Genomic DNA, 12,995 nt, shown 5'->3' on the forward strand with positions numbered 1-12,995 from the left:
AATGAAACTAAGAAATATCATATTATCTACAGTTCTACTAGCTACTCTTTCCGCTTGTGAGGATCTTTTTGAACCTGCTAAGGAAAACAATCGTGGCGTTGAAGAGATGCTTACAGACCCCAATTATGCAGTAGGTCTATTGGGATATGGTTATGCTATGTTACCGTACGAAAACACTAGTGTAAGTGATATCGCTACAGATGATGCAGTAACCAATGATAAGGAAAGCAATTATTCTAAAATGGCTCTTGGGGCATGGGCATCAAACAACAATCCTATGGAGCAGTGGCAAGCCCGTAAAGCCGCCATACAATACCTTAATACATTTTTGAGCATTGTTGATCAGGTGAGTTGGGCAAAAAATGAGGTGACCAATAAAATGTTTATTGATAAACTCAGTGGAGAAGCTTATGGACTTCGTGCACTTAATTATTACTATTTGCTAATGGCTCATGGTGGCTGGACAGAAGATGGTAAGCTATTAGGTGTACCAATGCTTCTTGAACCGGAAAGTACTACTTCTGATTTCAATCAGGCACGTGCTCCTTTTAGTGAGTGTGTACAGCAAATTCTTGAAGATTTGAAATTGGCATCCGAACTATTACCGCTAGATTATGAAAATATTGACAGTGATGCTGAAGTGCCTGCTAAATACAAAGAGATAGGTGCTCAGTTGGGAAACTATAATCTTGTTTTTGGTACTTATCAACGTGGCCGCCTTACAATGAGAATTGTTGAAGCTATTAAGGCGCAAGTAGCGTTACTTGCTGCTAGTCCTGCGTACAGAGATGGTTCAGAGGTTACTTCAGAAACGGCTGCAAATTATGCAGCGGCAGTGTTGAACCGTATTGGTGGTGTAACAGGCCTTGATCCTAAAGGTCATACTTGGTATATGAATACGGAAGAACTTGACAATTTAGGTTCGGGTGAAGTTCCTGCTGAAATTCTTTGGAGAGGGAATAAAAGCATTGGAACGGAAGATTGGGATATGGGAATAAAGCAGGAAAAAGACAATTTCCCACCTACATTTTATGGTAGCGGGCGTATCAATCCTACCCAAAACTTAGTAGATGCTTTCCCCATGGCCAATGGTTATCCTATCGCTGATAAGGCTAATAGCGGTTATTCGGAAAACGCTCCTTACACTGGTCGTGATCCTCGTTTGGAGAAATATATTTTGTTTAACGGTGCTGAATTTAAGGATAAGACTATTATTACCGGTCTTTATCCTGACGAGGATAATAAACAAGATAATGGTTTGAACCAATTGAATACCTCCACACGTACGGGTTATTATATGCGTAAGTTGTTACGTGAGGATTGTAACGCTAACCCAAATTCGCTGAATGCTAAGTATCATATTCCGGTTCGTATTCGTTATACGGAGATATTTCTTGCTTATGCCGAAGCTGCTAATGATGCTTGGGGACCGACAGGCAAGGGTAGTAATGCCTATAGTGCCTATGATGTGATAAAGGCAATTCGTGCCCGCGGTGGAGTGGGAACTGATAATGGAGATGCTTATTTGGAAAGTGTCAAAGGGGACAAAGACAAAATGGCCCAGCTCATTCGTAACGAACGTCGTATAGAACTTTGTTTTGAAAATAAACGTTTCTGGGACATTCGCCGCTGGAAAATGCCTTTGGACGAGAAAGCTAAAGGTATGCAGATAGAAAAAGCGGGTGAGAGCCTGAATTATAAGGTGATTGAGGTAGAAAACAGAAACTATAAAGATTATATGTATTACGGCCCTATTCCTTATGGCGAGATGTTGAAATGGAGTAATCTGCAACAAAATAAGGGATGGTAATCTCATAATTATAAAATGCAAAAAAGAATATGGAAATGAAATTATATAAATTATTATCTACAATGGCCTTAGGAGGCTTGGCATTTGCTTTTGCTTCATGCGAGAATGCAGATAAATCTTTTCCCGATTATGAGGGGGGGACCTCTGTGTATTTTGCCTATCAGTATCCGGTACGTACAATAGTGCTCGGTAATGATGAAATAGTAGACAATTCTCTTGACCGTCAGCATAAGTGTGCCATTTATGCCACGATGGGAGGTGCATACGGAGGTAGAGATATTACTATAGATATTGCTGTGGACAATACACTTTGCGACAATCTCTTTTTTGAAGATGGGACACCGGTATTGCCTATGCCTTCCACCTATTACACACTGGCTGGAGATAAAATCTCTTACAATGGTGAACATTGGGGAAATGTAGAGGTACAACTCACAGATGCATTTTTTGCTGATGAAAAAGCGTTAGGATGCAATTATGTTATTCCTGTGGTGATGAAAGGACAGACTGGTGCCGACCGAATTTTAACAGGCACTCCTCTGATTGAAGGCGATAAACCGGTGCGTACTAATTCTGATTATTGGAGTGTGTTGCCAAAGGATTATGTTCTCTATTGTGTAAAATATATGAACCCATGGCATGCTTCTTATTTGCGTCGTGGAATAGACAAAATTACAGAAAATGGAACGGTTACAACCTCTGAACGTCATGCTCAGTCTGTGGAAAAGGATGAAGTTTGTGGTATTACTACCCGTTCGTTAAACACAGCTGTTTTTCCTATTAGTACGACTTCTACTAATGGTACAACAGTGAACTGTGATTTGCTATTGACTTTCAATGATGATAACGAATGTACCATAACTTCGGGAACTACAGGAGTTTCGGCAACAGGCTCTGGAAAGTTTGTAGAAGATGGAGAGAAAAATTCTTGGGGAAATAAGGACCGGGATGCTATCTATCTCGAATACGATGTGGATTTCGGATTTAAACAAATTGCTACGAAAGATACGTTGGTGTTGCAAACACGCGGAACTAATAAGTTGGAGGTATTTGCTCCCAAGTATAAAGCTAATTAAATTTTGGAGATATGATTATGAAAAATAGCATAAATAAATATTTCGGTTTGGCTTTGTTGTTTATTTCAGCCTCTTGTGCCGACGATAAATTCGTCGATTTTAAGACGGAGAAACCAGAGAGCATAGCCCAATATGAGTATCTTAATGCGTATGACGCATTGAAGACATATATAGACCGTAGTACTCATCCTAACTTTAAGTTGGGAACAGGGGTCGCAGCTAATGATTTTCTGAAAGGAGAAATGGTTCGTAGCGTGGCTGTTACTAATTTTGATGAGGTAGTAGCAGGTAATGCTATGAAGTATGCATCCATTGTGGCAGATGATGGAAGTATGGATTTCGGTACAGTGACGAAGTTTGTAGAGGCGGCAAAGACTGCTGGATTGACAGTTTATGGGCATACGCTTTGCTGGCATTCACAGCAGAATAATAAGTGGCTGAATAGTTTGATTGCAGATAAGGAAGTGGAAATCGATCCGGATGCGAAAAAAGAGGTGGAAGATGGTGCTGTGGATTACTCAACTCTTGGTAGTTATTCATATTGGTCTCAAGGTCCTGATGCTATTGAAGTAAAGGATGGAGCATTGACTGTAACTAATAATTCGGTAAGGCAAGAATTTTATAGTGTTCAGTACCATATAGCTGATAAAATTCCTACTGTAGAAGGGACGAGTTATAAGGTTACACTGAATATAAAAGCTTCATCTGCAGGACAGATTACCTTGGTTTTAGGAAATTGGGGAAAAACTTCCGATGTGAAGATAGATATTACTAATGAATGGAAAGAGGTATCTGCTGAACTCGTAGGCAAACATACTGGTGATAGTTTTGTAATGTTACAATCTGGTAATTTTGCAGGAACTATTGATATAAAAAGTGTGAAGGTGACGCATTTAGAATCAGTGGGAGGTGTATTAACCGATGTATATGTTGTAGAGGACGATTTCTCCAGTAATAATATGATTGGCTGGGGTAATAATTCCACTCGGGTAGTAAATAATGGAGTGATGGAATTAACGAACCCGTCTGAAGTAAATCCTTGGGAGGCACAGGCTGGTTACGATTTCTCATCTCCATTAACCGAAGGAACTACCTATTTCTTGAAAATGAAAATTAAGGGTAGTGTAGCTGGTAGCATTGGAGCTGCTTTCCAGAAACCTGAAGGATATGAAGGGAGAGGAGATTTTCCTTCTATAGCGATTACAACAGATTGGAAAGAGGTTACGGTAAATACAAATTGTACAGGTGATGCTGCCACTCGTTTCCTTCTAAATTATGGTAAGTATGCCGGTACTATTTATATTGAAGATTTATCTATTTATTGGCAGAAATCAAGTAGTGGTATTCCTTTAACTCCTGAAGAAAAGAAAGAAGTACTCACCAACGAGCTTGAACGTTGGATAAAAGGCATGATGGAAGCCTGCGGAGGCTCTGTAACTGCATGGGATGTTGTGAATGAACCTATTTCTGGAGGTGGTGATGATGGTAATGGTAATTATGCTCTTCAATCAGCTACCAATCCGGACGATAATGGAGTAGGGGGACAGAACTTCTACTGGCAAGACTTCTTGGGCGATGATTATGCTCGTGTTCCAATCAAGTTTGCCCGCAAATATTTTGCAGAAAATGGTGGTAATTCTGGAGATTTGAAACTCTTCATCAACGACTATAATCTGGAATCTTGGTGGGATGACAATAAAAAAGTAAAGAGTTTGATTAATTGGATCAAACGTTGGGAATCTGATGGTGAAACAAAGATCGACGGTATCGGTACACAGATGCATGTTAGCTATATCTTGAATGAGGCTGATCAGAAGAAACAGGAAGAATCTATTGTTAATATGTTTGAGTTGTTGGCCGCAAGTGGTAAGTTGATTAAGATTACAGAATTAGATATGGGTATTGTGGAAAAGGCATTTGGTGAAGGTATCAAGACTGAATTGGTTACTTTTGAACAGCATCAGAAGATGTCTGATTTCTACAAATTCATTATTCAGAAGTATTTTGAAATCATTCCGGTAGCACAACAGTATGGAATTACACAGTGGGCTGCTACGGACAGTCCTGCAGATTCAGGTTGGAGAAAAGGACAACCTATCGGTCTTTGGGATTTGAATTATAATCGTAAGCATACCTATGCTGGTTTTGCCGATGGCTTAGCTGGTAAATAAAAGCATCTTATAGAAAAAGGCGACGGGATTCGCAGGGCGCACCCGTCGCCTTTATAGCCTTTTGTCCGTTATAGGGAATTAGGTTAGTTAATTCGATAAGATAAATGAAAAACATGAAAAATACAGTAAGTATTCTTTTATTTTTGTTCGTGTTTCTCTCAGCTTGTTCCGATGATTCGATACCGGAGAAGTTGAAACCAGAACCACCCCAACCGGATGTGGAAGAACCAAACCCCGATGATGATTCGGAAAATTGTGGAAATAATCAAAACAGTGTGTTACCCGCTTTGAGTGTGGTGGGGCGTTATTTGAAAAATGAAAAGGGAGAAATCATTAATCTGCATGGTTTTACACAGACTTACAGCCCTTTCTTTAATAATAATGCTTGGAATAATTATGATGTGCAGGGCTGTCTCAATTATAATAAGAGTATGGTGGACGGGATTCTAGCTGCCGGCTGGAAGTTTAACTTTGTACGAATGCACCTCGATCCTTATTGGAGCGATGATCCTGCTATGCAGTCTGTACGGTATGAGGGGCATGAACGTTTCTCCGAGTTCCGTTTCCGGAAGTATCTTGATGAATTGTTTGTACCGATGGCGGAATATTTTATGTCCAAGGGCATGTACGTAGTGATGCGTCCGCCGGGTGTATGCCCCAACGAAGCACCCTATCAGGGGATTGAGTTGGGAGACTCTTATCAGCAGTTCTTGCTCAAGGTATGGAATATCGTTTCACAACATCCTAAATTGAAAAACAACACTGGCGTAATGTTCGAACTTGCCAATGAACCCGTCAAGATAAAAGGTACGGACGGTACTTATGGCAGTACGGGTGACGGGCATTTCCAGAACCTTCAACTCTATTTCCAAGCCATAGTAGATAAGATTCGTGCCAACAGCCGTAATATTATCTGGGTACCGGGATTGTCTTATCAGTCGTCTTATGCCGGTTATGCTAAATACCGTATCCAAGGTGAGAATATCGGTTTTGCCGTACATTGCTATCCCGGTTGGTATGGCAGTGACGCTGAGGAAGACAGTAGCGAAGGTATAGGCTCTTCTACCGGTGGAGGTTATGAAAGCTTCCAGCGTGGTTGGGATGCCCAAGTAGGGCCGGTGGCGGCTTTTGCTCCTATCATGGTGACTGAAATAGACTGGGCGCCCAAGAAGTACAATGCCACTTGGGGAAAGAGTATAACGGGAGTGGCAGGAGAAAAGGGCTTTGGGGCCAACTTCAAATATATTGCCGATAATTCGGGTAATGTATCCTGGCTTTTCTTTACCACGAGGTCACATGAACTGGCAGCTTTTAAAGATATACCGGGCACTTCCGGCAATTATACGTTCCTCAATGATCCTGAGGCTTGCCCATGGGCTATGTACCATTGGTTTAAGGAGTATGCCGATGGTGTGGTGGTGAACGGTGCACCTGTAAGATTGGAACTTATGGGGCAGGAGGGTACTTTGAACTTGCCGATGGGTGGAGTGAATTACCTTAAAGTACGCGCTGTCTATTCCGACGGTTCTACACGAATGGTTACGGCAGAAGCCGATATCAGCAGTTCCAACTCTTCAGTGCTGGCTGTGGAGCGGGCGGGCAAACTGGTAGGAGTTGCTCCGGGAAATGCAACAGTGACAATAAACTATCAGCATCCTGTGACGAGAGCTTCCGGTACACTGACACTTGCAGTTACGGTTCTTCATCCTTTTTCATTGACGAAAGAAGCTTTTGATCCTTCTATCTGGGAAAAAGGCAGCTTTGATGAAAATACTCGCACGTTGATAACCGGACAATATGGCTTTGGTGGTTGGCAATTCTCTTCCGGACTGAATCTTTCTGCTTATCGCACGATAACTGTGGAACTGGGCAATGATAATACGAGTGGTGCCTCTTTTCGCATCTTTGACAAAAATAATTATTGGACGGATCCCGCGACCTACGATTTCGGTTCATCACGTAAGGTTACAGTAGACCTGCAAAATATGAAAGACAAGAACGGAACAAAGATTGATCCTTCTCATTTATACATTGTCGGATTCTGGTCTACTGGTAACAAGCCGATTATTATAAATCGGGTAAACTTGGAATGATATCCGGTTACAATGACTGGCAAACCTCTATTTTTAATAATTAGTAAACAAAAACTGACATGGAAAACAAAATACGCTGCAAAGGAAGGTATTTCCCTGAAAGATGTACTAAATATAAGTGATTGTTGGTTTGTGTTGGCAAGTGCGTAGGTAAGTGACGGCAATAATTTGCCGTCACTTGTTTTTTTGAGAAAATTGAAGACCTTACAATGTGGTATTGTATGCCTTTGTTTGTTCTCTTTGATTCTGTTCCACGTTTTTTAGTATTAATGGAAAAGTTGTTCGTCCCTATGAACGAAGCATAGCGGTACATCTCTTGAATACTGCTTCCGACAAATGTGGCATAGGTCTGCGGCAATAGTGACACCTGCTCTTTCACCGGCTCCACTTCCGACAGCCCGGAAAGGTTCCGCACTTCCAGCAGTACAATGCTGTTGCAACGTTTCACTCGCTGCTTGCCCTCGTGTGCACGTCCATATTCCAATGCGGGACAGATGTGTGGCAGGCGGTCTATGTGTTCGTAATGTCCACCGCTGTTGCCACTTGTATATTCCAGTATAGTACGCAATCCGTTGATATACTTTCCTTTGGTTTCCGACTTGATTTTGCTGATAAACGTTTCCGCTTCGCAAGTACTGATAGATAGTTTCTGTCCCGTGGTCTTGATCTTCCTTCGTCAAGGTTACTTTCATTGCTGACTTTTGTTTTTTTTAATTATTGAAGAATACACTTCGTCTCTTAGAGCTTGCAAGTTATATTACAAAACGTGCCGAAGCGAGTAAATACAGCCTCTTCTTTGGAAATATTTTGCCTGATATAACCGATATGATACAATAAGAAAAATTGAAAAATAAACCTGCAAAAACTTGACTTTACCTCATGGATTTTGTATCTTTGAAAGTAGTAAAACCTCGTTTTTCAATTGCGGGCCGGACGGTTTCCATCTGCGGGCTGTCTGGCCCGCAATTGTCCCCCGCACAGCCCGCAGATGCAAAACGAAGTTATACTGCAGGCATAACGGCATTTTTGCTGAAGCAAAAAGACAAAAACGACGGGGGAAATGATAATTTAGATTACACCACAGAGAGTACAGGGTCTCACAGAGTTTTTTTCTCCTTATTTTATTTTAGACAGAAGGACATAAGATTAAAAACCATGCACCGCAGCAGAATCTGTTCTTTTGTTCTTATTTCTGAAAAAACTGTGATACTCTGTGGTGGAACCGCAACAATATTATTAATCAAATAAAAACTAAAAGGGCCATGGCAGCAGAATATGACTTCCAAAGAAAGCCCAATCCAAAAGGCGACGGCGAGTTACAACCCCTTTATCCCCGCATCGTAAACAGGGGAACTATCACTACCAAACGGCTGGTGAGTGATATTTCACATGCATCCAGCTTTACTCCCGGAGACATCGAAGGATTATTGGCGGCATTTGAGGACCGCATTTCCTACTATCTTTCCGAAGGGCATCATGTGCAGCTGGGCAACATGGGATATTTCTCGGCAGGACTGGTGTCCCGTCCGGTGGAGGACAAGAAGGAGATTCATGCACAGAGCATATTCTTCGGCAAAGTACATTTTCGGGTATCCCCTGGCTTTCGTAAGCAGTGCGCAGGTTTTGTGGAACGTGTCAAGGCGGGATATGGCTTCAGGCATAGTGCCGAAATCAGTGGTGCGGAACGTTACCGTCGACTATTGGCTTTTTTGGAGACACATCCTTTCATTACCCGCAAAGATTATAGCGGTATTACGGGACTTTTGAAGAATAAAGCACTGAATGATCTTAATTTGTTGGTGAAAAAAGGATACTTGACAACAGTGGGACAAGGTTCGCATAAAGTATATGTAAAGGCTGATAATGAAAAGATTATAGTGGGAGAAAAGACCGAAAACTAAGAGTTTGGCGTACTGGCAAAATCTTTTTTATAACTCATTGGATCCTGTTTTATTTGAGCGTTTTCAGTAAGCAAGCCGCTACAGTTATCTTCTCAGCGGCTTTTTTTGTTTGTTTTTGGGCCTTTGATTAAATTATGAGATAAACTAAACTTTTAGACAGTAGAATATAATATTTATAGAATTTGCACTGGGCTGTATACTTTTCTGAAATATGTAACATAAGCAAAAGAATCTGCAACAGATTTTGGAAAAGAAATTAGCAAAAGATGTTTTTCTTTGTAATATTGTTAAACCAGTTTCACAATATGGCAATGAAAAAGATTATCACATTATTTGGCGCTTTTGCATTACTGACGAATCTTAATTCGCTCTCTTATGCACAAGTTCTTGAAGATTTCAGACCTTCAAGCGTAAACCAATTAGGGAAAGCATACCCTCAGGTTAATTCCGAAGGGAGGGTACGTGCCCAACTTTATGCACCGGAAGCCAAAAAAGTACAGCTTGATATTGGTGGTGTAAAATATGACATGATAAAGAATGAGCAAGGGTTTTGGACGGGAGAATCAGAACGTCAGCAAGAGGGGTTTCATTATTATCAGTTGAATGTGGATGGGGCATCTGTTCCCGATCCGGGTACGAAATATTTTTATGGTGCAGGACGTTGGGGGAGTGGAATTGAAATTCCGGCACGTGATGAGGATTTTTATGCTTTGAAAGATGTACCTCATGGTTTGGTGAGTGAGTTGAACTATTATTCTAAAATTACACAGTCGTGGAGACGTTGTTTCGTGTATACACCAGCTGGATATGAAGTCAATACGAAGAGGCATTATCCGGTGCTTTATCTTCAGCATGGCAGCTTTGAGGATGAAACGGGTTGGGGCAGTCAGGGTAAAGCGAATTTGATATTGGATAATCTGATTGCTGCGAAGAAAGCAGTCCCGATGCTGATTGTCATGGATAATGGTTATGCAACCAGGCCGAGCGAACAAACTCCTTTCCAGACAACGGTATTTGAGGAAGTGCTGATGCAAGAGGTCATACCAATGATTGATGAGAAGTTCCGTACATTGCCTAATCGTGAGAGCCGGGCTATTGCCGGTTTATCAATGGGGGCAAATCAAACGATGCGCATTGCCATGAATTATCCGGAGGCTTTTGCCTATTATGGTGGTTTTAGCGGTACATCCAACTATCCGAGTACGGAACCTTTGGATGCTGATACTTTTTTAGGTGGAAAATTTAAAGATGGGAAAGCGGTAAACAGGCAATTCAAGTCTTTCTTTCTGGGTTTGGGGACTTCCGAGCCGGCTCCTTTTCCCGGTGTTGTAAAAGCTTTCAGGCAAATGTTGGATAAACAGGGGATAAAATATACCTATTATGAATCTCCTGAAACTGCACATGAGTGGCTGACTTGGCGCAGGGCGTTGCATCAGTACGCACAATTGCTATTTCAATAAGAATTAATATAAAGACGATAATTACATGTAGTTTAATACAAATATGAAAAAACAAAAAACTCTTTTACTTTTATGTAACTTGTTTTGTTGCATACTATTACCGCTGTCGGCGCAAAAGCCTGCAACTAATCCTGTGATTTATGCTGATGCACCAGATATGTCAATGCTGCGTGTGGGGGATACTTATTACATGAGCAGCACTACGATGCATATGTCTCCGGGAGTTCCTATTATGAAATCAAATGACTTGGTGAATTGGAAATTGGTGAATTATGCTTACGATACGCTTGCCAATATACCTACCATGAACTTGGATGACGGGAAAAATACTTATGGGCGTGGGTCGTGGGCGAGTTGTCTTCGCTATCACGAGGGAGTGTACTATCTCTCCACTTTCGCTCAGACTACGGGCAAGACATATTTTTATACCACTAAAAATCTTGAAAAAGGTCCCTGGAAGTGTACGGAATTCTCTCCCGCTTATCATGATCATTCTTTTTTCTTTGATGAGGACGGGCATATCTACATGATATATGGTAATGGGAAACTCTTTTTGGCAGAGCTGAAACCGGATCTTTCAGGCGTAAAGCCGGGTACGGAGAGGGTGCTGATAGAGAATGCCAGTGCACCGGCCGGAGATAATATCATGCTGGGTGCTGAAGGTTCACAACTTTTCAAGGTAAACGGGAAGTATTATCTTTTTAATATCACTTGGCCACGTGGCGGAGTGCGTACTGTGATTGTGCATCGTGCTGATAAGATAACTGGACCTTATGAAGGACGAGTCGTTTTTCAGGATCGTGGAATTGCACAAGGTGGGCTGGTGGATACACCGGATGGACGCTGGTTTGCTTATCTGTTTGAGGATTGCGGTGCGGTAGGTCGTATTCCTTATCTTGTTCCGGTTGAGTGGAAAGATGGATGGCCTGTTTTGGGTGTGAATGGGCGTGCTCCTGCTAAGTTGGAATTGCCCGATAGTCGTGGACTCATTCCGGGTATTGTTGCTTCTGATGATTTCAACCGGAAGAAAGGAGAGCGTGCCTTGCCGTTAGTATGGCAATGGAATCATAATCCGGACAATGCGTTGTGGTCTCTTTCTGCCCGTAAGGGATATTTGCGGTTGACAACTGGTCGGATGGAGACTTCTTTTACACAAGCTAAGAATATATTGACGCAACGTACTATCGGTCCTGTTTGTACAGGTTCGGTCAGTATGGATGTTTCAGGAATGAAAGAGGGAGACTTTGCGGGACTGTCTCTTTTCCAGCGTAAATATGGACAGGTAGGTGTTAAGGTTACTGATGGCAAGAAATATATTGTGATGGTGAATGGTGAGAATGAAACTCCCGCAGAGGTGGAAAAAGTACCGTTGAACCAGCAGGTTGTTTATTTCAAAGCAGAGTGTGACTTCAGGAACAAAGTCGATAAAGGCTATTTCTATTATAGCTTGGATGGAAGTAATTGGAAAGCTATCGGTAACGTCCTGAAGATGCAATATACCATGCCGCACTTCATGGGCTATCGCTTTGCTTTGTTCAATTACGCAACGAAAGAAGTGGGAGGATATGCTGATTTTGATTATTTTAAGATAGAAGATAAGATTTCCGATTGTCGTTGGGAGGACATCTGTTATGCGGATGACAAACTGGAAGGTCATAAGTTGGATATCTACTTGCCTGATATGGACGAGCCTTCTTATAAGGTGGTGGTACTTATTTATGGCAGTGCCTGGTTTGCTAATAATATGAAACAAGCAGCCTTTCAGGTTTTTGGTAAGTCGTTGCTTGATAAAGGTTTTGCAGTGGTTTCCATTAATCACCGTTCAAGCGGGGATGCCAAATTCCCGGCACAGATTAATGATGTGAAGGCTGCAATTCGTTTCATTCGTGCTAATGCTGCCAAGTATAAGTTGGATACTTCTTTTATAGGAATTACCGGCTTTTCATCGGGTGGACATTTAGCTTCTTTGGCGGGGACAACCAATGGTGTGAAATCTTATACGATAGGGGCTAAGACGGTAGATTTAGAAGGTAATGTAGGGTTGTATCCTTCTTTCAGCAGCCGGGTGGATGCGGTAGTTAATTGGTTCGGACCGATAGATATGACACGCATGGAGAACTGTAATACCACTAAAGGGGCTAATTCTCCTGAGGCAGCTTTGATCGGCGGGGTACCCGCCGATAATTTGGATATGTTGGCTCTTCTAAATCCCATTACTTATATAGATAAAAACGATCCTAAATTTATTGTTATTCATGGTGAAGCGGACACTGTGGTTCCCAATTGTCAAAGTATCTTTTTCTCTGAGGCTCTGAGGGCACAGGGACGTTTGGAAGAATTTATTTCTGTTCCCGGCGGACAACATGGTCCTGTCACTTTCAATGAAAATACTCTCAAGAAAATGATAGACTTCTTTGCAAGAGAGGCCGGAATATAGAGAGATTTAAACCGGATAAGGCCGATAAAATGCGATGACATTAAATG

General features: G+C 41.7%; 9 protein-coding genes. 8 read left to right on the forward strand and 1 reads right to left on the reverse strand.

Translation table 11 applies throughout. The annotated features are described in order from the left end of the window. The first annotated feature begins 1 nt into the window (after window position 1). The 4 genes from NQ546_RS08005 (at window position 2) to NQ546_RS08020 (ending at window position 7,150) form a co-directional block, all read left to right on the forward strand. A complete protein-coding gene (locus tag NQ546_RS08005) occupies window positions 2-1,810 on the forward strand; it encodes a RagB/SusD family nutrient uptake outer membrane protein (RefSeq protein WP_004289595.1) in 1,809 nt (602 codons plus the stop codon). 29 nt (window positions 1,811-1,839) lie between these two features. Beyond that, the gene (locus NQ546_RS08010) at window positions 1,840-2,886 is read left to right on the forward strand and encodes a DUF5627 domain-containing protein (protein ID WP_004289596.1); all 1,047 of its coding nucleotides are present in this window, start codon (window positions 1,840-1,842) and stop codon (window positions 2,884-2,886) included. 11 nt (window positions 2,887-2,897) lie between these two features. Next, window positions 2,898-5,057 (forward strand): endo-1,4-beta-xylanase, encoded by a 2,160-nt coding sequence (locus NQ546_RS08015; RefSeq protein WP_004289597.1) that lies wholly within the window; start codon window positions 2,898-2,900, stop codon window positions 5,055-5,057. Between the two features lie 104 nt (window positions 5,058-5,161). Further along, window positions 5,162-7,150, forward strand: coding sequence for a cellulase family glycosylhydrolase (locus NQ546_RS08020; RefSeq protein WP_004289598.1), 1,989 nt, complete (start codon window positions 5,162-5,164; stop codon window positions 7,148-7,150). Window positions 7,151-7,190: 40 nt separating this feature from the next. On the opposite strand, the gene NQ546_RS08025 is transcribed toward NQ546_RS08020, so the two are convergent. Continuing rightward, window positions 7,191-7,718 carry a BT4734/BF3469 family protein gene (locus NQ546_RS08025; protein ID WP_004289599.1) on the reverse strand — a complete coding sequence of 176 codons (528 nt, stop codon included), beginning with the start codon at window positions 7,716-7,718 and terminating at the stop codon, window positions 7,191-7,193. Between the two features lie 311 nt (window positions 7,719-8,029). On the opposite strand from NQ546_RS08025, the gene NQ546_RS08030 reads away from it, so the two are divergent. The 4 genes from NQ546_RS08030 (at window position 8,030) to NQ546_RS08045 (ending at window position 12,948) form a co-directional block, all read left to right on the forward strand. Continuing rightward, complete coding sequence (locus NQ546_RS08030; RefSeq protein ID WP_004289600.1) at window positions 8,030-8,398, forward strand: hypothetical protein; 369 nt, start codon at window positions 8,030-8,032, stop codon at window positions 8,396-8,398. Window positions 8,399-8,412: 14 nt separating this feature from the next. Next, window positions 8,413-9,051 carry an HU family DNA-binding protein gene (locus NQ546_RS08035; protein ID WP_004289601.1) on the forward strand — a complete coding sequence of 213 codons (639 nt, stop codon included), beginning with the start codon at window positions 8,413-8,415 and terminating at the stop codon, window positions 9,049-9,051. Between the two features lie 311 nt (window positions 9,052-9,362). Beyond that, window positions 9,363-10,511 (forward strand): alpha/beta hydrolase-fold protein, encoded by a 1,149-nt coding sequence (locus NQ546_RS08040; RefSeq protein WP_029429358.1) that lies wholly within the window; start codon window positions 9,363-9,365, stop codon window positions 10,509-10,511. 43 nt (window positions 10,512-10,554) lie between these two features. Next, the gene (locus NQ546_RS08045) at window positions 10,555-12,948 is read left to right on the forward strand and encodes a beta-xylosidase family glycoside hydrolase (RefSeq protein WP_004289603.1); all 2,394 of its coding nucleotides are present in this window, start codon (window positions 10,555-10,557) and stop codon (window positions 12,946-12,948) included. The last annotated feature ends 47 nt before the right edge of the window (window positions 12,949-12,995 follow it).

Origin of the sequence: Bacteroides eggerthii, from assembly GCF_025146565.1 — a bacterium.
Classification (GTDB): domain Bacteria; phylum Bacteroidota; class Bacteroidia; order Bacteroidales; family Bacteroidaceae; genus Bacteroides; species Bacteroides eggerthii.

Excerpts from the sequence above, each read along its gene's own strand:
- NQ546_RS08005 (WP_004289595.1), top strand. The coding sequence starts at position 2 with ATGAAACTAAGAAATATCATATTATCTACAGTTCTACTAGCTACTCTT.
- NQ546_RS08010 (WP_004289596.1), top strand. The coding sequence starts at position 1,840 with ATGGAAATGAAATTATATAAATTATTATCTACAATGGCCTTAGGAGGC.
- NQ546_RS08015 (WP_004289597.1), top strand. The coding sequence starts at position 2,898 with ATGATTATGAAAAATAGCATAAATAAATATTTCGGTTTGGCTTTGTTG.
- NQ546_RS08020 (WP_004289598.1), top strand. The coding sequence starts at position 5,162 with ATGAAAAACATGAAAAATACAGTAAGTATTCTTTTATTTTTGTTCGTG.
- NQ546_RS08030 (WP_004289600.1), top strand. The coding sequence starts at position 8,030 with ATGGATTTTGTATCTTTGAAAGTAGTAAAACCTCGTTTTTCAATTGCG.
- NQ546_RS08035 (WP_004289601.1), top strand. The coding sequence starts at position 8,413 with ATGGCAGCAGAATATGACTTCCAAAGAAAGCCCAATCCAAAAGGCGAC.
- NQ546_RS08040 (WP_029429358.1), top strand. The coding sequence starts at position 9,363 with ATGAAAAAGATTATCACATTATTTGGCGCTTTTGCATTACTGACGAAT.
- NQ546_RS08045 (WP_004289603.1), top strand. The coding sequence starts at position 10,555 with ATGAAAAAACAAAAAACTCTTTTACTTTTATGTAACTTGTTTTGTTGC.